Source organism: Pseudomonas sp. MYb327, assembly GCF_040438925.1.
Taxonomy (GTDB): Bacteria; Pseudomonadota; Gammaproteobacteria; order Pseudomonadales; family Pseudomonadaceae; genus Aquipseudomonas.
In genome coordinates, this window is the sequence record NZ_CP159258.1 from 4,472,501 (window position 1) to 4,496,767 (window position 24,267).

Annotated in this window: 24 protein-coding genes (1 of these 24 running past the window's edge); 17 read left to right on the top strand and 7 right to left on the bottom strand. The window is 60.0% G+C overall.

All coding sequences use genetic code 11. The features are described 5' to 3' along the window. Positions 1-155, bottom strand: the 5' end (the start) of a protein-coding gene (locus ABVN21_RS20175; protein ID WP_339556754.1) for a CoA-acylating methylmalonate-semialdehyde dehydrogenase. The gene continues 1,339 nt to the left of window position 1, outside the view; only the first 155 of its 1,494 coding nucleotides appear in the window; its start codon is at positions 153-155; its stop codon lies off the left edge, out of view. Between the two features lie 74 nt (positions 156-229). After that, complete coding sequence (locus ABVN21_RS20180; protein WP_339556753.1) at positions 230-1,579, bottom strand: aspartate aminotransferase family protein; 1,350 nt, start codon at positions 1,577-1,579, stop codon at positions 230-232. 137 nt (positions 1,580-1,716) lie between these two features. Between ABVN21_RS20180 and ABVN21_RS20185 the strand changes: the two genes are divergently transcribed. The 8 genes from ABVN21_RS20185 (at position 1,717) to ABVN21_RS20220 (ending at position 10,619) form a co-directional block, all read left to right on the top strand. Further along, on the top strand, positions 1,717-2,637 hold the full coding sequence (locus ABVN21_RS20185) for a LysR family transcriptional regulator (protein WP_339556752.1): 921 nt from the start codon (positions 1,717-1,719) through the stop codon (positions 2,635-2,637). Between the two features lie 82 nt (positions 2,638-2,719). Continuing rightward, entirely contained in the window at positions 2,720-3,370 is a 651-nt protein-coding gene (locus ABVN21_RS20190) for a TetR/AcrR family transcriptional regulator (protein ID WP_339556751.1), read from the top strand. Between the two features lie 7 nt (positions 3,371-3,377). Further along, complete coding sequence (locus tag ABVN21_RS20195) at positions 3,378-3,959, top strand: YigZ family protein (RefSeq protein WP_339556750.1); 582 nt, start codon at positions 3,378-3,380, stop codon at positions 3,957-3,959. Positions 3,960-4,540: 581 nt separating this feature from the next. Continuing rightward, positions 4,541-6,106 (top strand): ABC transporter ATP-binding protein, encoded by a 1,566-nt coding sequence (locus ABVN21_RS20200; RefSeq protein WP_339556749.1) that lies wholly within the window; start codon positions 4,541-4,543, stop codon positions 6,104-6,106. An 11-nt stretch (positions 6,107-6,117) separates the two neighbouring features. After that, positions 6,118-7,224 carry an ABC transporter permease gene (locus ABVN21_RS20205; RefSeq protein WP_339556748.1) on the top strand — a complete coding sequence of 369 codons (1,107 nt, stop codon included), beginning with the start codon at positions 6,118-6,120 and terminating at the stop codon, positions 7,222-7,224. After that, the gene (locus tag ABVN21_RS20210) at positions 7,224-8,150 is read left to right on the top strand and encodes an ABC transporter permease (protein ID WP_339556747.1); all 927 of its coding nucleotides are present in this window, start codon (positions 7,224-7,226) and stop codon (positions 8,148-8,150) included. The genes ABVN21_RS20205 and ABVN21_RS20210 overlap by 1 nt, the downstream gene beginning before the upstream one ends. Positions 8,151-8,339: 189 nt before the next feature. After that, positions 8,340-9,029 carry an SDR family oxidoreductase gene (locus ABVN21_RS20215; RefSeq protein ID WP_339556746.1) on the top strand — a complete coding sequence of 230 codons (690 nt, stop codon included), beginning with the start codon at positions 8,340-8,342 and terminating at the stop codon, positions 9,027-9,029. Positions 9,030-9,260: 231 nt separating this feature from the next. Continuing rightward, on the top strand, positions 9,261-10,619 hold the full coding sequence (locus ABVN21_RS20220; RefSeq protein ID WP_339556745.1) for an 8-oxoguanine deaminase: 1,359 nt from the start codon (positions 9,261-9,263) through the stop codon (positions 10,617-10,619). An 83-nt stretch (positions 10,620-10,702) separates the two neighbouring features. Here the strand turns inward: ABVN21_RS20220 and ABVN21_RS20225 are convergent, their stop codons facing one another. Continuing rightward, on the bottom strand, positions 10,703-11,794 hold the full coding sequence (locus tag ABVN21_RS20225) for a calcium:proton antiporter (RefSeq protein WP_339556744.1): 1,092 nt from the start codon (positions 11,792-11,794) through the stop codon (positions 10,703-10,705). Between the two features lie 287 nt (positions 11,795-12,081). Here ABVN21_RS20225 and ABVN21_RS20230 point away from each other — a divergent pair, with 287 nt between their 5' ends. From ABVN21_RS20230 to ABVN21_RS20240, 3 genes are all read left to right on the top strand, one after another. After that, positions 12,082-13,164 carry a BMP family ABC transporter substrate-binding protein gene (locus tag ABVN21_RS20230; RefSeq protein ID WP_339556743.1) on the top strand — a complete coding sequence of 361 codons (1,083 nt, stop codon included), beginning with the start codon at positions 12,082-12,084 and terminating at the stop codon, positions 13,162-13,164. 136 nt (positions 13,165-13,300) lie between these two features. Next, positions 13,301-14,266 carry a 2-oxoglutarate and iron-dependent oxygenase domain-containing protein gene (locus ABVN21_RS20235; protein WP_339556742.1) on the top strand — a complete coding sequence of 322 codons (966 nt, stop codon included), beginning with the start codon at positions 13,301-13,303 and terminating at the stop codon, positions 14,264-14,266. Positions 14,267-14,348: 82 nt separating this feature from the next. Continuing rightward, positions 14,349-15,302, top strand: a complete 954-nt coding sequence (locus ABVN21_RS20240; RefSeq protein WP_339556741.1) for an adenosine deaminase — start codon at positions 14,349-14,351, stop codon at positions 15,300-15,302. 126 nt (positions 15,303-15,428) lie between these two features. Here the strand turns inward: ABVN21_RS20240 and ABVN21_RS20245 are convergent, their stop codons facing one another. Continuing rightward, positions 15,429-16,163 (bottom strand): helix-turn-helix transcriptional regulator, encoded by a 735-nt coding sequence (locus ABVN21_RS20245; protein ID WP_339556740.1) that lies wholly within the window; start codon positions 16,161-16,163, stop codon positions 15,429-15,431. Positions 16,164-16,394: 231 nt separating this feature from the next. Further along, complete coding sequence (locus ABVN21_RS20250; RefSeq protein WP_339556739.1) at positions 16,395-17,324, bottom strand: LysR family transcriptional regulator; 930 nt, start codon at positions 17,322-17,324, stop codon at positions 16,395-16,397. A 117-nt stretch (positions 17,325-17,441) separates the two neighbouring features. Between ABVN21_RS20250 and ABVN21_RS20255 the strand changes: the two genes are divergently transcribed. The 3 genes from ABVN21_RS20255 (at position 17,442) to ABVN21_RS20265 (ending at position 19,162) form a co-directional block, all read left to right on the top strand. Continuing rightward, positions 17,442-17,735 carry a putative quinol monooxygenase gene (locus ABVN21_RS20255; RefSeq protein WP_339556738.1) on the top strand — a complete coding sequence of 98 codons (294 nt, stop codon included), beginning with the start codon at positions 17,442-17,444 and terminating at the stop codon, positions 17,733-17,735. 27 nt (positions 17,736-17,762) lie between these two features. After that, complete coding sequence (locus tag ABVN21_RS20260) at positions 17,763-18,776, top strand: zinc-binding alcohol dehydrogenase family protein (protein ID WP_339556737.1); 1,014 nt, start codon at positions 17,763-17,765, stop codon at positions 18,774-18,776. A gap of 215 nt (positions 18,777-18,991) precedes the next feature. Next, positions 18,992-19,162 carry a hypothetical protein gene (locus tag ABVN21_RS20265; protein ID WP_339554210.1) on the top strand — a complete coding sequence of 57 codons (171 nt, stop codon included), beginning with the start codon at positions 18,992-18,994 and terminating at the stop codon, positions 19,160-19,162. Positions 19,163-19,170: 8 nt separating this feature from the next. Here ABVN21_RS20265 and ABVN21_RS20270 read toward each other — a convergent pair whose 3' ends face one another. Both ABVN21_RS20270 and ABVN21_RS20275 read right to left on the bottom strand, forming a co-directional pair. Further along, the gene (locus ABVN21_RS20270) at positions 19,171-20,367 is read right to left on the bottom strand and encodes a multidrug effflux MFS transporter (RefSeq protein WP_339554211.1); all 1,197 of its coding nucleotides are present in this window, start codon (positions 20,365-20,367) and stop codon (positions 19,171-19,173) included. A gap of 88 nt (positions 20,368-20,455) precedes the next feature. Then, on the bottom strand, positions 20,456-20,653 hold the full coding sequence (locus tag ABVN21_RS20275; RefSeq protein WP_339554212.1) for a cation transporter: 198 nt from the start codon (positions 20,651-20,653) through the stop codon (positions 20,456-20,458). A 161-nt stretch (positions 20,654-20,814) separates the two neighbouring features. Here ABVN21_RS20275 and ABVN21_RS20280 point away from each other — a divergent pair, with 161 nt between their 5' ends. The 3 genes from ABVN21_RS20280 to cueR all read left to right on the top strand — a co-directional run bounded on the left by ABVN21_RS20280 (position 20,815) and on the right by cueR (position 24,194). Further along, on the top strand, positions 20,815-21,198 hold the full coding sequence (locus tag ABVN21_RS20280) for a hypothetical protein (protein ID WP_339554213.1): 384 nt from the start codon (positions 20,815-20,817) through the stop codon (positions 21,196-21,198). A 192-nt stretch (positions 21,199-21,390) separates the two neighbouring features. Next, positions 21,391-23,784: a heavy metal translocating P-type ATPase gene (locus ABVN21_RS20285; RefSeq protein ID WP_339554214.1), complete on the top strand. Its 2,394-nt coding sequence runs from the start codon at positions 21,391-21,393 to the stop codon at positions 23,782-23,784. Continuing rightward, entirely contained in the window at positions 23,781-24,194 is a 414-nt protein-coding gene (gene cueR, locus ABVN21_RS20290; RefSeq protein WP_339554215.1) for a Cu(I)-responsive transcriptional regulator, read from the top strand. Before ABVN21_RS20285 ends, cueR begins: the two co-directional genes overlap by 4 nt. Positions 24,195-24,267: the final 73 nt, after the last annotated feature.

Here is a 24,267-nt window from a genome sequence, read left to right on the forward strand (position 1 = left end):
GCCGCCTTGGCGGCGTCGATGGCGCTCTGGATGGTTTCGCGGGTCGCCAGTGGCAACTTGTGAATGGCCTGGCCGGTAGACGGGTTGAACACATCGACTGCACGACCGTTCTCGGTCACCAGTTCGCCATTGATCAAATGCGGAATAACGCTCATGGAAGCTCCTGAAAAGTTGTCCACAGACGCCCCTTTCCGAGCGCCCGTTGTTTATAGCTATATAGAAGGAGAAATCAGTCGATCTTGCTCAGCACTTCGCCGACCGCGTCGAACAGACGATCCAGGTCCTGCGGCTTGCTGTTGAAGGTTGGACCGAACTGCAGGGTGTCGCCGCCAAATCGCACGTAGAAACCTGCTTTCCATAGCGCCATGCCCGCTTCGAACGGACGCACAATTGCGTCGCCATCGCGAGGAGCGATCTGGATCGCACCGGCCAGGCCGTAGTTACGGATGTCGATAATGTTTTTCGTGCCTTTCAAACCGTGCAGTGCATTTTCGAAATGCGGCGCGACTTCGGCCACGCTCTGCACCAGGTTTTCCTTTTGCAGCAGGTCGAGGGCCGCCAGGCCAGCGGCGCAAGCCACAGGGTGTGCGGAATAGGTGTAGCCGTGCGGGAATTCCACCGCGTACTCCGGCGTCGCCTGGTTCATGAAGGTCTGGTAGATCTCGGAGCTGGCAATCACCGCGCCCATCGGAATTGCACCGTTGGTAACTTGCTTGGCGATGCACATCAGGTCCGGGGTAACGCCAAAGGTGTCGGCGCCGAACATGTTGCCGGTACGACCGAAACCGGTGATCACTTCGTCGAACACCAGCAGGATGTTGTGCTGATCGCAGATCTCGCGCAGACGCTTGAGGTAACCCTGTGGCGGAACCAGTACGCCAGCGGAACCGGCCAGAGGTTCGACGAATACCGCAGCGATGTTCGACGCGTCGTGCAGTTCGATCAGCTTCAGCAGTTCATCAGCCAGTGCGATACCACCCTGCTCCGGCATGCCACGGGAGAACGCATTGCTCGCCAGCAAAGTGTGCGGCAGGTGATCGACGTCCATCATCGCCTGACCGAACAGTTTGCGGTTGCCGTTCACGCCACCAAGGCTGGTACCGGCAATGTTCACACCGTGATAACCACGGGCACGACCGATCATCTTGGTCTTGGTCGCCTGGCCCTTCAGGCGCCAGTAAGCACGGACCATCTTCACGGCAGTGTCAGCACACTCGGAACCCGAGTCAGTGAAGAACACGTGATTCAGGTTACCCGGGGTCAGATCGGTGATTTTTTCGGCCAGCTGGAATGACAGCGGATGACCGTACTGAAAGCCTGGCGAGTAATCGAGTGTGCCCAATTGCTTGGCGACCGCTTCCTGGATTTCCTTGCGGGTGTGCCCGGCGCCGCAGGTCCACAGACCGGACAGCGAGTCATAAACCTTGCGGCCCTTGTCGTCGATCAGCCAACTACCTTCAGCGCCAACGATCAGGCGCGGATCGCGCTGGAAGTTACGGTTGGCGGTGTACGGCATCCAGTGAGCATCGAGCTTTAGCTGGCTGGCCAGAGATGTCGGGGCGTTTTCAGGCAAGTTCATGGGCGAATCCTCGCAAGGCAATAAGCGCGTAGGGATAAAAAACCGTTGTTGCAGCTAAATTGCCACGGGGATAAAGTCGATGAAATGCAACTCTTCTAACCTTCAGTCAGCCCTTCACTAAACTATCGAGTAAGTGCATGTCCAGCCGCCGCCCCGATCCACTGGCGCAAGTCAGCGACTTTGATATCCGCCTGCTGCGGATCTTTCGCAGCGTGGTCGAATGTGGCGGCTTCTCCGCAGCCGAAAGCGTGCTAGGCATCGGTCGTTCGGCCATCAGCCAACAGATGAGCGACCTGGAGCAGCGCCTCGGCTTACGTCTTTGCCAACGTGGTCGCGCCGGGTTTTCCCTGACCGAAGAGGGTCGCGAGGTCTATCAATCGGCGTTGCAGCTATTAAGTGCGCTGGAAAGTTTCCGCACCGAGGTGAACGGCCTGCACCAACACTTGCGCGGTGAGTTGACCATCGGCCTGACCGACAATCTGGTCACCCTGCCCCACATGCGCATCACCCATGCCTTGGCGCAACTCAAGGAGCGCGGTCCGGACGTGCAGATTCAGATCCGCATGATCGCGCCCAATGAAGTCGAACAAGGCGTGCTCGACGGTCGCTTGCATGTCGGCGTAGTGCCGCAGGCAAGTGCGCTGTCGGGGCTGGAATATCAGCCGCTCTACAGTGAACGATCGTTGCTGTACTGCGCGGTGGGTCATCCGCTGTTTTATGTCGATGACAAACAACTGGACGACGGACGCCTGAACAGCCAGGACGCCATCGCTCCGACGTTTCGTTTGCCGGCGGAAATCCAGGCGCATTATCAGGCACTCAATTGCACCGCCAGTGCGTCAGACCGTGAAGGCATGGCGTTTCTGATTTTGACCGGGCGCTATATCGGTTATCTGCCGGACCATTACGCCAGCCTCTGGGTGCAGCAAGGTCGGCTGCGTGCGCTGAAACCCAAGGCGCGGTTCTATGATCTGAGCCTGGCTTCGGTTACCCGCAAGGGGCGCCGCCCTCATCTGGTTTTGGAAAGCTTCCTCGAAAGCCTGGCTGCCACACGCTGACCTGTAGGATCCGGCTTGTGGTGCTTTCGCTTTTACGCTATCAACGCACTGGATGCACCCACCCACTCGACCGGAAGTGCCTATGACCTTTGAAGTCCCAGCTCATGGCGGAAAACCCGCCAGCCGCATTCGTCAGAAGAACGAAGAGACCATCATCAAAGCCGCCGAAGACGAGTTCGCCCGTCACGGTTTCAAAGGCACGAGCATGAACACCATCGCCCTGAATGCCGGGTTGCCGAAGGCGAACCTGCATTACTACTTCACCAATAAACTTGGTTTGTATGTGGCGGTGTTGAGCAACATCCTCCAGTTGTGGGACAGCACCTTCAATACACTGACGGCCGATGACGACCCGGCCGAAGCCCTGACCCGCTACATCCGCGCCAAGATGGAATTTTCCCGTCGCCAGCCGCAAGCCTCGCGGATCTTTGCCATGGAAGTCATCAGCGGCGGGGAATGCCTGACCGAGTATTTCAATCAGGACTACCGCACCTGGTTCCAGGGCCGGGCGGCGGTGTTTCAAGCGTGGATCGACGCTGGCAAAATGGACCCGGTCGATCCGGTGAACCTGATCTTTCTGTTATGGGGCAGCACTCAGCACTATGCCGATTTCGCCACGCAGATCTGCCGTGTCAGCGGACGCGCCAAGTTGACCAAGCAAGATATGGAAGACGCCGGCAACAACCTGATCCGCATCATTCTCAAAGGCTGCGGCCTGACGCCATCCATTTAAGAAGCCTATGCCTTTTACCCTCAGCGACTTTTGCGAATACCGCGAAGAGATTCGCAAAAGCCGCTTCATTACCTTCGCCGCGCCGATCACCAGCCCTGCAGAAGCCCAGGCATTCATCGAGCAGCACAGCGACCACAATGCCACGCACAATTGCTGGGCGTGGAAGCTCGGGGATCAATATCGCAGCACCGATGATGGCGAACCGGGCGGTACCGCGGGTCGACCGATTCTGGCGGCGATCGAAGCGCAGGATTGCGATCAGGTCGCGGTGCTGGTGATCCGTTGGTATGGCGGTATTCAGCTCGGTACCGGCGGACTTGCCCGGGCGTATGGCGGCGGTGCGAACAAGTGCCTGCAAGCGGCGCCGAAGATCGAGTTGATCAGTCGGGTGCCGTTGCGGTGTGCCTGTGCGTTTGGCGAGTTGAACTTGGTGAAGTTGCGCGTGGCAGAGCTTGGGGGACTGGTTGTGCAAGAGGATTTCACGGCTGATGGCGTGGAATTGCAGTTGGCTGTCGGTGCGGGGCAGATTGATACCTTGCAATCGCAGCTTGCGGATTTGAGTCGCGGGCGGATTTTGCTGCAGCGTTAGATGAGCAAAAGATCGCAGCCTTCGGAAGCTCCTACAGAGAATCGCGCAGGGTGCGATCTTTTGGGGCGTCGCCGCTTTTCACTTATTCCGCACTTGCCCACATCTGCTGTGTACCCGACTGTGGATAACCTGAGCACATACCGCTGTAACCCTTCTGTCATGCGGCTTTGCGGGCTTTGCTCATTTTTCGTCCAATCTACCATCACAAACGCTAAATCCACGTAAAAACAAATAGTTAGAGCGGTTTATCACCTTTAGAAGATAGCCGATGCTCGCTTATGCCCGACATTTGAGCTTGCACACAAATACTGTGGAGCAATCTGTGGATAACCCGTTCATGGCCGGCGCGACACCATGCCGGATATGGTTTGCACCCAACTGGTCAATTTTTGATCAAACACTGACGCCTGAAACTGGAGCCTGGCCAACGGTTCTGCCCCCAAGTGGTGCCGCCTTCAGTATCGAACCAACCGAAGGTCCGCGCTTAAAGCCTTGGCCTGTCAGACTTTTCAGTTTTCCTGACCTGATGGCCAGGAAATTGCTTTATCCACAGGCATAACTCCAAATCCCTTGAGCCTGTCATGCCCGATTCCGCGCCGATTCCCGATCAAACACCGCGCCTGCAACTGCGCAAAATCCGCAAACGCTATCCAGGCTGCCTCGCCAACGACGACATCGACCTGAGCATCGCACCCGGTGAAATCCACGCCTTGCTCGGTGAGAACGGTGCGGGCAAAAGTACGCTGATGAAGATCATCTACGGCGTCGTGCATGCCGATGCCGGGGAACTGATCTGGCAGGGGCAACGGGTGAGCATGCGTAACCCGGCACAGGCTCGCGGCCTGGGGATCGGCATGGTGTTCCAGCATTTCTCGTTGTTCGAAACCCTGAGCGTGGCGCAGAACATCGCGCTGGCCCTGGGCGCGACGGCCGGCACACCCAAGCAATTGGAGCCAAAGATTCGTGAAGTGTCGCAGCGTTATGGCATGGCGCTGGAGCCTGAGCGACTTGTCCACAGCCTGTCGATCGGCGAGCGGCAACGGGTCGAAATCATTCGCTGCCTGATGCAGGACATCCGTCTGCTGATCCTCGACGAACCGACGTCTGTACTAACCCCGCAGGAGGCCGACGATTTGTTCATCACCCTGCGCCGACTCGCCGCCGAGGGTTGCAGCATTCTGTTTATCAGCCACAAGCTCGGGGAAGTCCGCGCGCTGTGCCACAGCGCGACAGTTCTACGCGGCGGTCGCGTGGCCGGGCATTGCGTACCGGCCGAATGTTCGGATCAGCAACTGGCGCGGCTGATGGTTGGCGAAGCCGCGGAGCTGATCACTGACTATCCGAAGGTGCGCGGCGGTGTGGCCTTTTTGCAGGTGAAAAACCTGTCCTGGCATAACCCGGACCCGTTCGGCTGTTCGCTCAAAGACATCGACCTTGAGGTGCGCAGCGGCGAGATCGTCGGCATCGCCGGGGTGGCTGGCAACGGTCAGGACGAATTGCTCGCCTTGCTCAGCGGCGAACAACAGTTAACTCGCGACGACGGCGCCACGATCAGTTTTGCCGCCGAACCGGTCGCCCATTTGCGCCCCGACGCCCGACGCCAACGTGGATTGGCATTTGTTCCCGCCGAACGCTTGGGCCACGGCGCGGTGCCAGAGTTGAGCCTGGCGGACAACGCCCTGCTCACGGCATTTCAGCAAGGACTGGTGAGCAACGGATTGGTGCAGCGCAGCAAAGTCCAAGCACTGGCCGAAGAGATCATCCGCCGCTTCGGGGTCAAGACACCGGACAGCCAAACGCCGGCCCGCAGCCTGTCCGGCGGCAACTTGCAGAAATTCATCCTCGGCCGGGAAATTCTTCAGCGACCGAAACTGCTGGTGGCCGCGCACCCGACCTGGGGCGTGGACGTCGGAGCCGCCGCAACCATTCACCGGGCATTGATCGCCTTGCGCGATGCCGGTGCGGCGATCCTGGTGATCTCCGAAGACCTCGACGAACTGTTCCAGATCAGCGACCGCCTCGGCGCGTTGTGCGGCGGTCGACTATCGCCGCTGCGGGCCACCGTCGACACCCGCCTGATCGATGTCGGCGGCTGGATGGCCGGTCGCTTCGACGCCCCTCAATCATCTGCATCCGCAACGTTTTAACGGAGTGTCACATGCTGCTTTCACTTGAACCGCGCGGCCAGCAATCGCGCCTGATGCTGTGGTGCTCTCCATTGTTGGCAGCCATCCTGACGCTAGGCTGCGGCTCGCTGCTGTTTGTTGCGCTGGGGCATGATCCGCTGCTGACCTTGCACACGTTGCTGATTGCGCCGGTCAGCGATTGGTATGGCGTTTCCGAGTTGCTGGTCAAAGCCCTGCCGATCCTGCTCTGCGCATTGGGCCTGGCCGTGGCGTATCAGGCTCGGATCTGGAACATCGGCGCCGAAGGTCAATTGCTGCTCGGCGCGCTGGCCGGCAGTGCGCTGGCGGTGAACATCATCGACATGCAGAGCCGCTGGGCGCTGGTGCTGATCCTGCTCACCGGCACCCTCGCCGGCGCGGTATGGGCGGGGCTGACGGCGTGGTTGCGCACACGCTTCAACGCCAATGAAATCCTCACCAGCATCATGCTCAACTACATCGCCTTGAACCTGTTGCTCTACTGCGTCCACGGCCCGCTGAAAGACCCGGAGGGATTCAACTTTCCGCAATCGGCGATGTTTGGTGACGCCAGCCGCTTGCCGCTGCTGATGGAGGACGGGCGCGTACATGCCGGGGTGTATTTCGCCCTGCTCGCGTTGGTGGCGGTATGGGTGTTGTTGCAGAAAAGCTTTGTCGGCTTCCAGATCAAAGTGCTCGGGCTGGACAAGCGCGCCGCCGGCTTCGTCGGTTTTCGCGAGAAGCGCCTGATCTGGCTGGCGCTGTTGATCAGCGGCGGTTTGGCGGGATTGGCCGGCGTCTGCGAAGTCACCGGGCCAATCGGCCAATTGGTGCCCCAGGTTTCGCCGGGTTATGGCTACGCGGCGATCACCGTGGCGTTTCTCGGTCGGTTGAATCCCATCGGCATTCTGTTTTCGAGCCTGTTGATGGCGCTGCTGTACATCGGTGGCGAGAATGCGCAGATGAGCATGAATTTGCCGCAGGCAATCACACAATTGTTCCAGGGGATGATGCTGTTTTTCCTGCTGGCCAGTGATGTGCTGATTCTCTATCGCCCGCGTTTGAACCTGCGCTGGGTCCGCCGCGCACCCGCCACCGTCGTACACGCAGGAGCGCTGTGATGGATATCGATCTGCTGAGTAATATTTTCTACGCCATGGTGCGTTGCGGCACACCGTTGTTGCTGGTGGCGCTGGGTGAACTGATCTGCGAGAAAAGCGGTGTGCTCAATCTCGGCCAGGAAGGGATGATGCTGTTTGGCGCGGTGATCGGTTTCATCGTCGCATTCAGCAGCGGCAACCTGTGGCTCGGCGTGGTGTTGGCGATGCTCGCCGGAATGCTGTTGTCGTCGCTGTTTGCCGTGGTGGCACTGGTGTTCAACGCCAATCAGGTGGCTACCGGACTGGCGCTGACGATTTTTGGCGTGGGCCTGTCGACCTTTGTCGGCGCGGCGTGGGTCGGGAAACCGCTGACCGGTTTCGAGCCGCTGGCGATTCCGTATTTGAGCGAGATCCCGCTGATTGGGCGCATGCTGTTTGCCCAGGATCTGCTGGTGTATTTGTCGTTCGCGCTGTTTGCTTTGGTGGCGTGGGTGATTCTGAAAAGTCGCGTCGGGCTGATCATTCAGGCCGTCGGGGAAAATCCGGATGCCGCCAGCGCCATGGGCTTGCCGGTGTTGGGCGTGCGGGCATTGGCGGTGTTGTTTGGCGGGGCGATGGCCGGTTTGGCGGGGGCTTATTTGTCCCTGGCGTACACGCCGATGTGGGCCGAAAACATGAGCGCCGGCCGTGGCTGGATCGCCCTGGCGCTGGTGGTGTTCGCCAGTTGGCGGGTGTGGCGCTTGCTGCTCGGGGCCTACCTGTTCGGGCTTGCCAGCATCCTGCATCTGGTGGCGCAGGGGTTGGGGCTGGCGATTCCGTCGAGTTTGCTGGCGATGCTGCCGTACGTGGCGACGATTGTGGTGTTGGTGCTGTTGTCCCGGGATGCGGTGCGCACGCGGTTGTATGCGCCGGTGTCGTTGGGACAGCCGTGGCAGGCTGGGCATTAAAGGTTGACTGGGCGGGCCTCATCGCGGGCAAGCCCGCTCCCACAAGGTTTGCGCAGATCCTGTGGGAGCCTGGCTTGCCAGCGATGGGGCCAAAACAGACAACAACGGACTCGACGCCTGACATCAGGCGTTGCAGCATAGACCGCATCAACGTTGTCCACTGAACCTCTTTAACCAGGGAAGCCACTCATGTCTAAGGCAAGAACCGCACTCATCATCGGCGCCTCCCGGGGGCTGGGCCTCGGTCTGGTGAAAACACTGCTGGCCGATGGCTGGCAAGTCACTGCTACCGTGCGCAACCCACAGAACGCCGAGGCCTTGCAGGCATTGGGCAATGTGCGGATCGAAAAACTCGACATGGACGATCAGCAAGCGGTGATCGCGCTGAGCCAGCAACTCAAGGGCGAAGTCTTTGACCTGTTGTTCGTCAATGCCGGGGTCAAGGGGCCAGACGTTCAGACACCGAACGGCGGCGCGACGCTGGCCGAGGTCGGTCAGTTGTTCTTCACCAACGCTGTGGCGCCGATCAACCTGGCTCAGCGCTTCATTGGGCAGATCCGACCGGACACCGGCGTACTGGCGTTCATGAGCTCGGTGCTTGGAAGCGTGACCATGCCGGATGCACCGGAACTCGCACTGTACAAGGCCAGTAAAGCGGCACTGAACTCCATGACCAGCAGCTTCGTCACCCAATTGGGCGAGCAGAAACTCACCGTGCTGTCGCTGCATCCGGGCTGGGTCAAAACCGACATGGGCGGTGAAGGCGCGGATATTGATGTGGAGACCAGCACCCGCGGGCTGGTTGATCAAGTGAATGCGTATGCCGGCAAGAGTGGGCATCACTTCATCAACTACAGAGGCGAAACCATTCCCTGGTAACCCTTGTAGGAGCCGGCTTGCTGGCGATCCCGGCGCTGCGGTGTGTCAGGCATGCCCTCAATCGCTGGCAACCGGCTCCTACAAGGTTGTGTTGTCTGGTCGGGCCGGGCTTGCCCGGATCGCACTTTTGATCGACACTTCGCACCTCGCCTCCCCGGCGACCCTGGATCAGCAGACAGGGCAACACTGAGCTGGCAACCCTGAACCCCACTTTCAGAGGAGCCGGCCAACATGCCTGCGACCCGTACCTGGTTAAAAAATCCCCTCGCCATTTTCACCGCCAACGACCTCGATGCCCGCGGTGGCCTGGTGCTGCAAGACGGTGTGATCGTCGAAGTGCTCGGCCTCGGTCAACAGCCTTCCGCACCGTGCAATGAAGTGTTCGACGCTCGCGAGCACGTGATCCTGCCAGGGCTGATCAACACCCATCACCACTTCTATCAAACCCTGACCCGCGCCTGGGCGCCGGTGGTCAACCAGCCGTTGTTCCCGTGGCTGAAAACCCTGTATCCGGTCTGGGCCCGACTCACGCCTGAAAAGCTCGCCCTCGCCACCAAAGTCGCGTTGGCCGAATTGCTGTTGTCCGGTTGCACCACTGCCGCTGACCACCATTACTTGTTCCCGGAAGGTCTTGAAAACGCCATCGATGTGCAAGTCGAGAGCGTTCGCGAACTGGGCATGCGCGCCATGCTGACGCGCGGTTCCATGAGCCTCGGGGAAAAGGACGGCGGACTGCCGCCGCAACAAACCGTGCAGGAAGGCCAGGTGATTCTCGACGACAGCCAACGCCTGATCGCCGAATACCACGAACGCGGTGCCGGCGCGCAAATCCAGATCGCCCTCGCGCCCTGCTCTCCCTTCTCGGTGACCCCGGAAATCATGTCCGCCAGCGCAGAGCTAGCGAACAAACTCGATGTGCGCCTGCACACGCACCTGGCGGAAACCCTCGACGAAGAAGACTTCTGCCTGCAACGTTTTGGCCTGCGCACCGTGGATTATCTGGACAGCGTCGGCTGGCTCGGCCCGCGTACCTGGCTGGCCCATGGCATCCATTTCAACCCGGATGAAATCGCCCGCCTCGGCGCCGCCGGCACCGGCATTTGCCACTGCCCGAGTTCAAACATGCGCCTGGCCTCCGGCATTTGCCCGACTATTGAACTGACCGATGCCGGCGCGTTGCTCGGCCTTGGTGTGGACGGCTCGGCGTCCAACGATGCATCGAACATGATGCTCGAAACCCGTCAGGCGCTTTACATCCAGCGCCTGCGTTACGGTGCCGAGAAGATCACTCCGGAGCGCGTGCTGGGCTGGGCAACCAAAGGTTCGGCGAGTTTGCTGGGTCGTAGCGACATCGGTGAAATTGCGGTGGGCAAGCAGGCTGACCTGGCGCTGTTCAAACTCGATGAACTGCGCTTCTCCGGCAGCCACGATCCGGTATCCGCGCTGTTGCTGTGCGGGGCGGATCGCGCAGATCGGGTGATGGTTGGTGGCAAGTGGCGGGTGATTGATGGGCAGGTTGAGGGGCTGGATCTGAAGGGGTTGATTGCCGATCACAGTCAGGCGGCGCGGCAGTTGATCAGCGGCGTCTGATCGGACGCCATCGCCGGCAAGCCGGCTCCTACAGGTTCGCGATCGACGCGTAACCCGCAGGAGCCGGCCTGCCGGCGATGCTTTTAAAGGCCCAGCAACGACAACATGATAAACGTCGCAAACAACACAAAATGGGTCATGCCTTCGATGGCGTTGGTTTCGCCGTCGTTGAGGTTGATCGCGCTGACGATCAGGGTGATGAAGATCATCACGGTCTGCACCGGGGTCATGGCCATCTGGAACGGCTGACCGGTGTAGAGCGCCATTGCTTCCATCACCGGGACCGTCAGGATCACCGTCGACAGCGACGCGCCCAAGGCAATATTGACCACCGACTGCATGCGGTTGGCGAGTGCCGCGCGTAACGCGGTCAAAATCTCCGGCGCCGCGGAAATCGCCGCCACCAGAATCGCCGTAATCACCGGCGGCGCGCCCGTTCCTTCCAGGCCCAGATCGAGGGTCTTGGACATCACTTCGGCCAGTGCGCCGATTACCACCACGCCGAACACTAGTAAGCCGATAGACAGCGTCAGGTTGATTGGTGCTGGCTCATTTTCCTGCGGCTCTTTCTTGCGGCGCTTGTCCGGATAGCTGTAGCTGAAAAAATAACTGTGCGGCCCGACCTGCATGCGCAGAAACAGCGCGTACAACACGACCATCGCGCCAATGGTGAACGCCGAATAGAGCTTCCAGTTGGCTTCAGGAATGAACTCCGGCACCACCATGGAAACACCCATGGCGGTGAGGATCATCACGCTGTAGCTGCGTGCCGAGTCATCGTTATAGGACTGCTCGCCATGCTTGAGCCCGCCCATCAATGCCGCCAGGCCGAGGATGCCGTTGATGTCGAGCATCACCGCCGAATAGATCGTGTCCCGCACCAAAGTCGCCGAGGCTTCGTTGCTCATCATGATCGCCAGGATCACCACTTCCACCAGCACCGCGGCCAGCGTCAGGATCATCGTGCCGTAAGGGTCGCCGACCTTTTCCGCGAGCAATTCGGCCTGATGGGCAACACGCATGGATGCGGCGACGATGAAGGCAATCAGCACCAGCCCGCCGATCAAGGCGACTGTCTGACCGCTGTGCAGCAGCCAGTGCTCCAGCGGGAAGGCCACCACCGCAGCGATCAGCGCCAACAGCAAATAAGTTTCTTGTTTGAGGACGGTGAGCATGTCGGGCCTTTTGCCGTGGTAAAGCGGATGAGGTACTGACTGCGAGGCGGCGCTAACGTTTCGTTAAACCTTAGCGCACCAACAGCATGCAGCCGGTTTGGCAGGTGCCCTTTTATCGGCCTTACCGACCCCATCGCTGGCAAGTCAGCTTTTACAGAATTCGCGTAACGTCTGTAGGAGCTGGCTTGCCAGCGATGGCCTCACTCCGATTTCAAACCGTTTGTTGTCTTGTTGGTCAGCAATTTGCATTGGCCCTCTGCACACACAACAAAATGGAGTTCCAATTCATGCACAAACGTCCGTTGAAGAAGCTGCTTTGCGCCGTTGTCGCGACCATCGGTCTGAGCGCCAGCCTGACCGCCAGTGCCGCCGACCCGCTGAAAGTCGGCTTCGTCTATATCGGTCCGATCGGTGACCACGGCTGGACGTATCAGCATGAACAGGGGCGCAAGGTGCTGGCGGAGAAATTCGGTTCGCAGATCACCACCAACTATGTGGAGAACGTCGCCGAAGGGGCGGACGCCGAGCGGGTCATCCGCAACATGGCCAAGGACAAGTACGACCTGATCTTCACCACCTCTTTCGGCTACATGAACCCGACGCTGAAAGTCGCCAAGCAATTTCCAAACGTGGTCTTCGAACACGCCACCGGCTACAAGCAGGACAAGAACCTCGGCACTTACCTGGCGCGCACTTACGAGGGCCGATACGTCGGCGGCTTCCTCGCGGCGAAGATGACCAAGACCAAGAAGATCGGCTACGTCGCGTCGTTCCCGATCCCGGAAGTGATCCGCGACATCAACGCCATTCAACTGGCCCTGAACAAGTACAACCCGGGCACCGAAATCAAAGTGGTGTGGGTCAATTCCTGGTTCGATCCGGGCAAGGAAGCCGATGCCGCCAACGCGCTAATCGACCAGGGCGTGGACGTGGTGTTCCAGCACACCGACAGCCCGGCGCCGATCCAGGCTGCTGAACGGCGTGGCGTGTATGCCGTGGGCTACGCTTCGGACATGGCGCACTTCGGTCCGAAAGCGGTGTTGACCTCCATCGTCAACGACTGGGGCCCGCATTACGTTCAGGCGACCCAAGCCGTGCTCGATCACACCTGGAAATCCCAGGACTACTGGGGTGGATTGAAGGAAGGCACGGTGGAGTTGCCGATCAGCGACCTGGTGCCGGCACCGGTGAAAGCCGAGGCCGAGCAGATCATCGCCGACATCAAGAGCGGTGCGCTGCATCCGTTCACCGGCCCGATCAAGGACCAGGCCGGGGTCGAGAAAATTGCGGCGGGGGTGAGTGCGACGAATGCGGAATTGGCCTCGATGAATTATTACGTGGAAGGCATGAAGGCCGAGATGCCGAAGTAACGCCTCAAACACACCCCCCTGTAGGAGCTGGCTTGCCAGCGATGGCGAAAAAACATTCAACAATGATGTTGGATCGAAAGGCCCCATCGCTGACAAGCCAGCACCTCCAGGTTCACTTCGCACTCTGGGCCGCAAAATGAACCAACTTCCAATCATCGACATTGCCCCACTCTACAGCGCCGACCAAAATGCCTGGCCCGCCGTGGCAAAGCAGATCGACCACGCCTGCCGCGAATGGGGCTTCTTCTACATCAAGGGACACCCCATATCCGCCGCGCGTATCGACGCCGTGCTCGACAGTGCGAAACGCTTCTTCGCCCAGCCTGCCGCCGAGAAGTTGAAGATCGACATCACCCAGACCCGTCACCATCGCGGTTACGGCGCCATTGCCACCGAGCAACTCGATCCGAGCAAACCCAGTGACCTGAAAGAAACCTTCGACATGGGCCTGAACCTGCCAGCCGACCATCCCGACGTGCTGGCGGAAAAACCCTTGCGGGGCCCTAACCGCCATCCGTCAATGCCAGGCTGGGAAGCACTGATGGAGGAACACTACGTCGACATGCAGGCCCTCGCTCAAACCCTGTTGCGGGCGATGACCCTGGCGTTGGGCATAGAGCGCGACTTTTTCGACTCACGCTTCAACGACCCGGTCAGTGTGTTGCGCATGATTCATTACCCGCCGCGCCACACCGCCAGCTCTGCAGAACAACAAGGCGCCGGAGCTCATACCGATTATGGTTGCATTACCCTGCTCTACCAGGATTCGGCCGGTGGTTTGCAGGTACGCAACGTCAAGGGTGAATGGATCGACGCACCGCCCATCAAGGGAACGTTCGTGGTCAACCTCGGTGACATGATGGCGCGCTGGAGCAACGACCGTTATTTATCTACTCCGCACCGGGTGATCAGTCCCCTGGGCGTGGATCGTTACTCGATGCCATTTTTTGCCGAACCGCACCCCGACACCCGCATCGAATGCCTGCCCGGTTGTCAGGATGAATCGCACCCGGCGAAATATCCGACCACTACCTGCGCCGAATTCCTGCTCTCTCGTTTCGCCGATACCTACGCCTATCGTCGGGAACAGGAAGCGGTGTGATGAACCTTCCGGTCAGGTTTTGCCAATTGTTTCTGCAAGCACCTGTAGAATGCCGGTCATCTGCACCTGATGAGAAAAGAATATGTACGACTGGCTGAACGCCCTGCCCAAGGCAGAACTGCACCTGCACCTTGAGGGCTCGCTGGAGCCTGAGTTGCTGTTCGCCCTGGCCGAGCGCAACAAGATCGCCCTGCCGTGGAGCGATGTCGAAACCCTGCGCAAGGCCTACGCCTTCAACAACCTGCAAGAGTTTCTCGACCTGTACTACCAGGGCGCCGACGTGTTGCGCACGTCTCAGGATTTCTACGACCTGACCTGGGCCTACCTGTTGCGCTGCAAGGCGCAGAACGTGATTCACACCGAACCGTTCTTCGATCCTCAGACCCACACCGACCGTGGCATCCCGTTCGAGGTGGTGCTCAACGGCATCGCCGCCGCGTTGAAGGACGGCGAGCAGCAACTGGGTATCACCAGCGGTTTGATCCTGAGCTTCCTGCGCCATTTGAGCGAAGAACAAGCCGAGAAAACCCTCGACCAGGCATTACCGTTCCGCGATGCCTTCGTGGCTGTGGGTCTGGACAGTTCCGAGATGGGTCACCCGCCAAGCAAGTTCCAGCGCGTGTTTGACCGTGCCCGTCATGAAGGCTTCCTGACCGTCGCCCACGCCGGTGAAGAAGGCCCGCCCGAGTACATCTGGGAAGCCCTCGACCTGCTGAAAATCCAGCGCATCGACCATGGCGTGCGCGCCATCGAAGACGAGCGTTTGATGCAGCGCATCATCGACGAGCAAATCCCGCTGACCGTGTGCCCGTTGTCGAACACCAAGCTCTGCGTGTTCGATCACATGTCGCAGCACAACATCCTCGACATGCTCGAGCGTGGCGTGAAAGTCACCGTGAATTCGGATGACCCGGCGTACTTCGGCGGTTACGTCACCGAGAACTTCCATGCGCTGTACACCGATCTGGGCATGACCCAGGATCAGGCCAAACGGCTGGCACAGAACAGCCTGGATGCGCGGTTGGTGAAACCTTAAGCATCCCGCATCGCCTGTAGGAGCTGGCTTGCCAGCGAAGAGGCCATCACGTTCAACATTGATGTTGAACGCAGGTCCGCTATCGCTGGCAAGCGAGCTCCTACAGGCGTTTTGTGTTCAGGAGTTCTAGAACGCCACTTCCAGTTCGGTTTGCGTGGCAAAACAATGGATTTCACGCTGCCCGACGGCAGTCAGTTGCAAGGCGCGCGATTCGTTCGGCAGGCTCATCCAGCCGGACTGCATGAACAGCTGCAACAACGCCGCACCCAATGACCCGCCCATGTGCGGGCGTCTTTCGCTCCAGTCAGGACAAGCACACGCGGCCCGACCGTTACGGTGAGCCAGTGCCTGAATGAAAACACCGCGCGCCGCCAGTTCTGTTGCGCCCTTGAGCGTGATGGTCACCCGCTGGTCGAACTGTTCGATCCAGCCCGCATCCAGCAAACGCTGGTACAAATCCGCCGCCAGGGTGCCTCCCAGATGGTCGTCGCAAAGCCGTGCGCGCAACAATGACGAGCGCGTTGCCTGAGGTTTGGTGAGGGGTGAAGTACGCTTGAAAATATCCGGGACTTCCCGGGGTGTACTGGCCAGCGTAGCGCTGGCCAGGGCTTCGATTGCAGCCCCGACTTCCGGGGCCGCCAGACGGAAAAAACGCTTGCGACCCCGTGTTTCGACTTTCAACAGACCTCCGGCAGACAAACGCCCCAGATGTGCACTGGCCGAGGACGGTGACAGGCCGGCCAACAATCCCAGCTCCTCGGTTTGTCGCGCCGAGCCGTCCATCAAGGCCCACATCATTGCGCTGCGCTTTGGGTCAGCCAGCAATGTGGCGATCTGACTGATGCAAGGTGCATGTTCCATGTATTCACTCCCTGTTGAATCGTTTCGTCTACTGCTCAGAGGCATCTTGACCAGTAATGTGTCGTCGGCCAAGACGCGGATACCGCCATAAACCGGGCAACGCCATCGCTTGCAAGCGACGGTGCGTACATGAGGCGAGCGCTAGTATAGGCGGGTTGACCGCCGGTTCCTGCCCTCTGCAAACCGTTGGTGGTGATAGTTCCTGAGGGAAATTTCGCTTTTTGCCTGCGACTAATGATCGATACCCGCCAACCCCGGAAAATGACGGCTCAAGGCGGCACATCGACTGGCCAGTTTTTCCCGCAAAAGGTTCACCGGCTTACTCAATTGCGCGCGATGGGCGCACAGCAGATTCAGCGGTGCGCGCTCACAAAGCAGTTCCGGCATCAGCACTTTCAATCGGCCGGCGAGCACATCCGCGGCCACATCGAGCCAGGACTTGTAGGCGATTCCGGCACCCGCGATGGCCCACAGACGGACGACATCGGCATCGTCACTGAAACGATCACCGCTGACCGTCAGGCTGACCTCGCGTTTGCCGTCGTGGAAACTCCAGTGATCGTGAACCCGGCTGCCGAGCATGAACAACAAGCAATTGTGCTGCGCCAGTTGCTCCAGATGACGGGGTTCGCCATGCCGGGCCAGGTAACTCGGAGCGGCACACAGCACGCGACGATTTTGCGGGGCAATCGGCAACGCGACCAGGCTGGAATCTTCCGGCTCGCCGTAACGCAGGGCAATGTCCACCGGTTGGCGGAACAGGTCGGCGATGCGATCGCCCAATAGCAGGCGCACGGTGAGTTTCGGGTGCTCGCGCTGAAACTCGTCGAGCCAGGGCAGCAGCAGGTTACGACCGAAGTCCGATGGCGCCGACAGCTGCAATACCCCGCTGACTTGATCCTGACCGCTGGCCAGCAAGCGCCGGCCTTCATCGAGGTTGCTCAGCGCCGCGCGGGCATATTCGAGAAAGCCTTCACCTTCAGCGGTCAGGCGCAGGCTGCGGGTGGAACGGGCGAGCAATCGGGCGCCGAGTTGCTGTTCGATACGCTTCAACGCGGCGCTGGCCACCGCCGCCGACATGTCCATGCCCCGCGCAGCTGCCGACAGACTGCCCAGGTCCGCCGCCCGAACGAACAACTGTAAGTCATCAAAACGCAGCATCTACAGCACCGATTATCAAAAAAACATTGAAAGAGACTGCTCTTTTAGCGGGTTTTATCTTCCACAGAAATAGCCAATCATCTGTCCATCGCAATCATCTCGTTTCCGGAGTCTCAGATGTCCCAGCCATTTACCGCTATCGCCACCCTCATCGCCAAAGCCGGCCAGCAGGACGCCCTCGAACAGCACCTGCGAGCACTGATAGAACCGACTCGCGCCGAAGCCGGTTGCGGCCAGTACGATCTGCATCAGGACCTGGCCAACCCTCTGGCCTTTTACATGATTGAACAGTGGAGCAGCGACGAAGCCCTGCAAGCCCACGATGCCAGCGCACACGTCCAGAACTTCCGCGCCAAGGCCGGCGATTTTCTCGAACACTTCGAACTCAAGCGCCTGCGCACCCTCGCCTGATTTCTTCTACTAATTTGCGGAGCCTTCATGAAAGCCATTGCCTACTACGCCTCGCTGCCGATCAGCGACGAAAAATCCCTGCAAGATATCGAGCTGCCAGAACCGGTTGCCGGGCCTCGTGACCTGTTGGTGGAAGTCAAAGCCATTTCGGTCAACCCGGTGGACACCAAAGTCCGCCAGAACGTCCAGCCCGAGGGTGGCGTGGCAAAAGTGCTGGGCTGGGATGTGGCGGGCGTGGTCAAGGCAGTCGGCAGTGAAGTGACGTTGTTCAAGGCCGGCGACAAAGTCTTCTACGCAGGCTCCATCGCCCGCGCTGGCGGCAACAGCGAACTGCACGTGGTGGATGAGCGGATCGTTGGCCACATGCCGAAGACCCTCGGGTTCGCCGAAGCCGCCGCCCTGCCACTGACCGCTATTACTGCGTGGGAATTGCTCTTCGAACGCCTGCAAGTGCGCGAAGGCAAAACCGATGAAGGCCAGAGCCTGCTGATCGTTGGCGCGGCTGGCGGTGTAGGTTCGATCCTCACGCAACTGGCCAAACAACTGACCGGTCTGAACGTCATCGGCACCGCTTCACGGCCGCAAACCCAGAGCTGGGTGAAAGAACTTGGCGCCGATCAGGTGATCGACCACAGCCAACTGTTGAGTGAAGAACTCAAGCGCATCGGCCTCAATCACATCACCCATGTCGCCAGCCTGACCCAGACCGATCAGCACCTGGATCAACTGGTCGAGGCGTTGGCTCCCCAAGGCAAACTGGCCCTGATCGATGACCCGAAAGCCCTCGACGTGACCAAGCTCAAGCGCAAGAGCCTGTCGCTGCACTGGGAGTTCATGTACACGCGCTCACTGTTCGAGACCGCGGACATGATCGAGCAACACAAACTGCTCAACCGCGTGGCGCAACTGATCGATGCCGGGACGCTGAAAACCACGGTTGGCGAACACTTCGGCACCATTAATGCGGCCAACTTGCGTCGGGCCCATGAACTGCTGGAAAGCGGTAAATCCAAGGGCAAGATTGTGCTGGAAGGGTTCTAAGGACTAATAAGGCACGCACCTGTAGGAGCCCGGCTTGCCGGCGATAGCGCTCTTCGGATCGCCATCGCCGGCAAGCCGGGCTCCTACAAGGAGTGCGACTTGTTGATCTGCACACCGTCAGTCCGAAGGTTGACCGCTGTCATAATTGCCATCCAATTCAGGACTACAATCGAAACCTCTGCGAGACAATCTTTTACTTGAGGAGGCCGGCAGTAATGAAGATCCTGATAAAAGAATTGGCAAAATCCCAGTGGCAAGTCCGTTTGGACCAACACGCAGTCACCTTCCGCAGCGAAGCAGAAGCGCGGGCCTTCACCAATACCCTTGAAGCGCGATTGCACGCGCCCCATCAGATCCCCGACCGTCAGCAGCGCGCCGCTGGCTGAGTCCGTCCCTACACCTGGGCTTGCGCCAGTGCCCGGGCTTTTTGCAACCGCCAGGTGAGCGTCGCCGCACTCACCACCAGAATTCCGCACAGGCTGATGACCATGGCCATCGGCACGGCGCTGCCGTCGTGCAAGACGCCGACCAGCGCGGCGGCGCCAGCGGCGACGCTGAATTGCAGGCAACCGAGCATCGCCGAGGCACTGCCGGCCCGCGCACCCTGACCGTTCATCGCGCAGGCCGAAGCATTGGGCAGGATGCAACCCAGACTTGCGATGCAGACAAACAACGGGATCAACAACGGCCACAGCTGTTCGGTGTGCAACGCACTGACGGCGAGCAAGGCCAGGCCGGCACCGAGGTAAATCCAGACGGTGCGCGTGAGCAGAAACGCCGGGCCACGCTTGGCCAACAGCCGCGCGTTGACCTGGGCCACGAGAATGAAGCCCGCTGCATTCACACCGAAGAACCAGCCGAAATGCTCGGCCGGGATGCCATAGAGCTTGATGATGACGAACGGCGATCCGGCAATGTAGGAAAACATCCCGGCGATGGCGATACCGCCTGTCAGGGCATGGCCGAGGTACACCGGGTCCTTCAACAGACGCCCGTACTGACGCAACGCGCCGGACAAGGGTTGGCGTGGCAAATGATCGGGCATGCTTTCCGGTAATCCGAGCGCCACGGCCAGACCTGCCAAGGCACTGAACCCGGTCAGCGCCAGGAAGATCGACTGCCAACCGGTGGTGTTAACCAGTAATCCACCCAACATCGGCGCAAGAATTGGCGCCAAACCCATCACTAGCATCAGCTGTGAAAAGACTTTCGCCGACCCCACCGCATCGCATTTGTCGCTGACCACCGCCCGCGAGATCACCATCCCCGCGCACCCGCCCAGCGCCTGGATGAACCGCGCGCCGATCAACCAGTCGAGGTTCGGCGCATAGGCGCACAACAACGAGGCGGCGGTGAACAAGCCGACGCCGATCAACAAGGGAATGCGTCGGCCAAAACGATCCGCCACCGGGCCGTAGGCCAGCTGTCCGATGGACAAGCCGAGGAAATACGCCGCGAGTGTCAGCTGTACGTGCTGTTCATCGGTGCCAAAGGCCAGCGCCATCGCCGGGAACGCCGGCAAATAAAAGTCGATCGCCAGCGGACCGAACGCGCTCAAGGCGCCAAGAATCAGAATGGTACGGAAGTTCATCAAGCATCCAGTTGGGCAAGTCGGCAGCCCGACAGTCTAGCCGCGCATGGACGCCTTGAACATTCCGATAGCACGCTAACTATTAAAATCAGGCCAACCTTGCGTCATAGCCTTCTTCGTTGATCGCGTCGATCACCTGATCGGTGGTCAGCGCACTCTCTACGCCGACTTCTTTGGCAGCCAAATCGATATGCACGCTGGCGGCCGGGTCCTTGGCCTGAACGGCTTGAGTGATGGCCTTGACGCAGTGACCGCAGGACATGCCTTCAACATTGAACACTTGCATGGGACGACTCCTTAAATGAGCTGTTTTGATATGCCTTCGTGCAGTGTCGAGCTTGCCATCATGGCAAGGTCAAGTTCTGAAATGATCTGCCGGGGTGGCAATCGGCGCCGCGCTCGGCCAAGCTGCGTCCATCTATGACTCGATCTCAGGAGATTCAGCCCATGCGCTGGTCAGCTTTCAGCCTGTTTGGCTTCCTCAGCCTTTTCGCGGCCCTGCCTTCGGCCAATGCCGCCGGGGAGGATTATGGCGTGCTGGTCATTTCCCGCGAGCGGCTGGAAGTGTCGACGAGTTGCGAGATCGGCGTGTATATCCAGGATCAGCTTTCGGCGCGACTGTTCCAGGAGGAAAGCACCTCGTTCAACCTGCCGCCGGGCAATGTGTCGCTGCGACTGAAACTGTTGCCGGGCCAGGCACCCGGTTGCAATCCGGGAATGTTGGCGCCGGGGTCGCAGAACATCACGCTCAAGGCCGGGGATGTGTTGAAGTTCCGGATTGCGATGACGCAGGAAGGGATGTATTTGAAGCCTGCGGCACTCGGATATTGAGTCGCCTTCCCCTGTAGGAGCGAGCCTGCTCGCGAAATCGGTCTGACAGTCACATCCATGTCGAGTGTGCCGCCGCCATCGCGAGCAAGCTTGCTCCTACAATTGGAATTGCGGCGAATTTCAGATTGGCGCTTGACCTTGCCAACATGGCAAGGTTGATCCTGTAGGCATCTTCTACAGGGAGCGTGACCCATGTCCGAATCCACCACCTTCGATCTGCCGATTGCCGGTATGACCTGCGCCAGTTGCGCCGGTCGTGTCGAGCGTGCCTTGAGCAAGGTGCTCGGCGCCAGTGCCGTCAGCGTCAACCTCGCCACCGAGCTGGCCCGTGTTCAAGCGCCTGTCGACAGCCTGCCGGCCTTGATGGAGGCGGTGCAAATGGCCGGTTACAGCGTGCCGCAGCAGAGCCTTGAATTGAGCATTGACGGCATGACCTGCGCTTCCTGTGTCGGTCGCGTTGAACGGGCGCTGAACAAAGTGCCGGGGGTGAAGAGCGTCAGCGTCAACCTGGCTAATGAACGGGCGCACTTGGAACTGCTCGGCCAGATCGATCCGCAAATCTTGATCGGCGCCGTGACCAAGGCTGGCTACAGCGCCAGCGTCTGGGAAGCCCAACACCCAACAACCGACAATCAACAAACCCGCCTGCACCGCGAACGCTGGGCCTTGATCGCGGCCATTGCCCTCGCCTTGCCGTTGGTGCTGCCGATGCTGCTGCAACCGTTCGGCGTGCACTGGATGCTCCCGGCCTGGGCGCAATTCGCGTTGGCAACACCAGTGCAATTCATCTTCGGTGCGCGGTTTTATGTGGCGGCATGGAAAGCCGTGCGCGCCGGTGCCGGCAACATGGACTTGCTGGTCGCCCTCGGTACCAGCGCTGGTTACGGCTTGAGCGTCTACGAATGGGCCACCGCCGCCGGGCGCATGCCGCATCTGTATTTCGAAGCGTCCGCGGTGGTAATCGCTTTGGTATTACTCGGCAAATACCTCGAAAGCCGCGCCAAACGCCAGACCGCCAGCGCCATTCGCGCCCTCGAAGCCTTGCGTCCGGAGCGGGCGATTCAAGTAATTGACGGCCGTGAGCAAGATGTCGCCATCAGCGCCCTGCGCCTCGATGACCTGGTGTTGGTCAAACCCGGCGAACGCTTCCCGGTGGACGGTGAAGTGGTCCAAGGCCAGAGTCATGCCGACGAAGCGCTGATCAGCGGCGAAAGCCTGCCGGTACCGAAACAACCGGGCGACAAGGTCACCGGCGGCGCGATCAATGGCGAAGGGCGGTTGCTCGTGCGCACCCAGGCACTCGGTGCGGAAACTGTGCTGGCGCGGATCATTCGACTGGTGGAGGACGCTCAAGCGGCGAAGGCACCGATCCAGAAACTGGTGGATAAAGTCAGCCAAATCTTCGTGCCGGTGGTTTTGCTGCTGGCACTGGCGACCTTGATCGGCTGGTGGTTGTATGGCGCTTCCATCGAAACCGCTTTGATCAACGCCGTCGCGGTGTTGGTGATCGCCTGCCCGTGCGCGCTGGGCCTGGCCACGCCGACCGCGATCATGGCCGGTACTGGCGTAGCGGCGCGCTACGGGATCCTGATCAAAGACGCCGAAGCGCTGGAACGTGCCCATGAAGTCCGTGCGGTGGTGTTCGACAAGACCGGCACCCTGACCTCCGGCACTCCGCGCATCGCCCATCTGAGCGCCATCGACGGAAATGATGCCGCCCTGCTGCAAATGGCCGGCGCGCTGCAACGCGGCAGTGAACACCCGCTGGCCAAGGCTGTTTTGGACGCATGCGCCGAACGCGGACTGAGCGTGGCCGATGTCACCGAGAGCCAGTCCCTGACCGGACGAGGCATCGCTGGCATTCTCGACGGACGGCGCCTGGCGCTGGGCAATCGTCGCTTGCTGGAAGAATGCGGTTTGAATGCCGGTCCTTTGGCAGAATCGGCAGGCGTGTGGGAAAACGAAGGCCGAACCTTGTCCTGGCTGATCGAACAAAGCCCCGAGCCAACGGTGCTGGGCCTGTTCGCCTTCGGTGACACGCTCAAGCCTGGCGCGCTGCAAGCGGTGCAGCAACTCAGCGCTCGCCACATCAGCAGCCACCTGCTGACCGGCGACAACCGTGGCAGCGCCAAAGTGGTGGCCGATGCACTGGGCATCAGCGACGTGCACGCCGAAGTACTGCCGGCAGACAAAGCCGCCACGGTCGTCGCGCTGAAAAAAACCGGCGTGGTGGCGATGGTCGGTGACGGCATCAACGACGCCCCGGCACTGGCCGCCGCCGACATCGGTATCGCCATGGGCGGCGGCACCGACGTGGCCATGCACGCCGCCGGAATAACGCTGATGCGCGGCGATCCGCGCCTGGTGCCTGCGGCACTGGAAATCAGTCGCAAGACCTACGCGAAGATCCGGCAGAACCTGTTCTGGGCCTTCGTCTATAACCTGATCGGCATTCCATTGGCGGCCTTCGGCTTCCTCAACCCGGTGCTGGCGGGTGCCGCGATGGCGTTGTCGAGCGTTAGCGTGGTGAGCAATGCGTTACTGTTGAAAACCTGGAAACCCGAGGATCTGGAGGACAACCGATGAACATCGGCCAAGCGGCTCGCCACAGCGGCCTGAGCGCCAAGATGATCCGTTATTACGAGTCCATCGGCTTGCTCAAGGCGGCCCATCGCACCGACAGTGGTTACCGGGTTTACGGTGACGACGACCTGCACACCCTGGCTTTCATCAAACGCTCACGGGACTTGGGGTTTTCCCTGGAAGAGGTCGGCAAGTTGCTGACCCTCTGGCAAGACCGCCAGCGCGCCAGTGCCGATGTGAAGGCATTGGCGCGTCAGCATATTGATGAGCTGAACCAGAAGATCCGGGAGTTGGGGCAGCTGCGCGATACTTTGCAGGATCTGGTTGAGCATTGTCAGGGCGATCATCGGCCCGATTGTCCGATTCTCAAGAATCTTGAGTCGGGGTGCTGCACTCCCACGACTAATACCTAACACCTGTAGGAGCAAGCTTGCTCGCGATGGCAGAGGTCCTGACACTTTGATTTTTAATGTGCCGACGCTATCG

Excerpts from the sequence above, each read along its gene's own strand:
- ABVN21_RS20185 (WP_339556752.1), top strand. The coding sequence starts at position 1,717 with ATGTCCAGCCGCCGCCCCGATCCACTGGCGCAAGTCAGCGACTTTGAT.
- ABVN21_RS20230 (WP_339556743.1), top strand. The coding sequence starts at position 12,082 with ATGCACAAACGTCCGTTGAAGAAGCTGCTTTGCGCCGTTGTCGCGACC.
- ABVN21_RS20280 (WP_339554213.1), top strand. The coding sequence starts at position 20,815 with ATGCGCTGGTCAGCTTTCAGCCTGTTTGGCTTCCTCAGCCTTTTCGCG.
- ABVN21_RS20265 (WP_339554210.1), top strand. The coding sequence starts at position 18,992 with ATGAAGATCCTGATAAAAGAATTGGCAAAATCCCAGTGGCAAGTCCGT.
- ABVN21_RS20285 (WP_339554214.1), top strand. The coding sequence starts at position 21,391 with ATGTCCGAATCCACCACCTTCGATCTGCCGATTGCCGGTATGACCTGC.
- ABVN21_RS20225 (WP_339556744.1), bottom strand. The coding sequence starts at position 11,794 with ATGCTCACCGTCCTCAAACAAGAAACTTATTTGCTGTTGGCGCTGATC.
- ABVN21_RS20190 (WP_339556751.1), top strand. The coding sequence starts at position 2,720 with ATGACCTTTGAAGTCCCAGCTCATGGCGGAAAACCCGCCAGCCGCATT.
- ABVN21_RS20255 (WP_339556738.1), top strand. The coding sequence starts at position 17,442 with ATGTCCCAGCCATTTACCGCTATCGCCACCCTCATCGCCAAAGCCGGC.
- ABVN21_RS20250 (WP_339556739.1), bottom strand. The coding sequence starts at position 17,324 with ATGCTGCGTTTTGATGACTTACAGTTGTTCGTTCGGGCGGCGGACCTG.
- ABVN21_RS20220 (WP_339556745.1), top strand. The coding sequence starts at position 9,261 with ATGCCTGCGACCCGTACCTGGTTAAAAAATCCCCTCGCCATTTTCACC.
- ABVN21_RS20215 (WP_339556746.1), top strand. The coding sequence starts at position 8,340 with ATGTCTAAGGCAAGAACCGCACTCATCATCGGCGCCTCCCGGGGGCTG.
- ABVN21_RS20180 (WP_339556753.1), bottom strand. The coding sequence starts at position 1,579 with ATGAACTTGCCTGAAAACGCCCCGACATCTCTGGCCAGCCAGCTAAAG.
- ABVN21_RS20270 (WP_339554211.1), bottom strand. The coding sequence starts at position 20,367 with ATGAACTTCCGTACCATTCTGATTCTTGGCGCCTTGAGCGCGTTCGGT.
- ABVN21_RS20240 (WP_339556741.1), top strand. The coding sequence starts at position 14,349 with ATGTACGACTGGCTGAACGCCCTGCCCAAGGCAGAACTGCACCTGCAC.
- ABVN21_RS20245 (WP_339556740.1), bottom strand. The coding sequence starts at position 16,163 with ATGGAACATGCACCTTGCATCAGTCAGATCGCCACATTGCTGGCTGAC.
- ABVN21_RS20235 (WP_339556742.1), top strand. The coding sequence starts at position 13,301 with ATGAACCAACTTCCAATCATCGACATTGCCCCACTCTACAGCGCCGAC.
- ABVN21_RS20210 (WP_339556747.1), top strand. The coding sequence starts at position 7,224 with ATGGATATCGATCTGCTGAGTAATATTTTCTACGCCATGGTGCGTTGC.
- ABVN21_RS20200 (WP_339556749.1), top strand. The coding sequence starts at position 4,541 with ATGCCCGATTCCGCGCCGATTCCCGATCAAACACCGCGCCTGCAACTG.
- ABVN21_RS20275 (WP_339554212.1), bottom strand. The coding sequence starts at position 20,653 with ATGCAAGTGTTCAATGTTGAAGGCATGTCCTGCGGTCACTGCGTCAAG.
- ABVN21_RS20260 (WP_339556737.1), top strand. The coding sequence starts at position 17,763 with ATGAAAGCCATTGCCTACTACGCCTCGCTGCCGATCAGCGACGAAAAA.
- ABVN21_RS20195 (WP_339556750.1), top strand. The coding sequence starts at position 3,378 with ATGCCTTTTACCCTCAGCGACTTTTGCGAATACCGCGAAGAGATTCGC.
- cueR (WP_339554215.1), top strand. The coding sequence starts at position 23,781 with ATGAACATCGGCCAAGCGGCTCGCCACAGCGGCCTGAGCGCCAAGATG.
- ABVN21_RS20205 (WP_339556748.1), top strand. The coding sequence starts at position 6,118 with ATGCTGCTTTCACTTGAACCGCGCGGCCAGCAATCGCGCCTGATGCTG.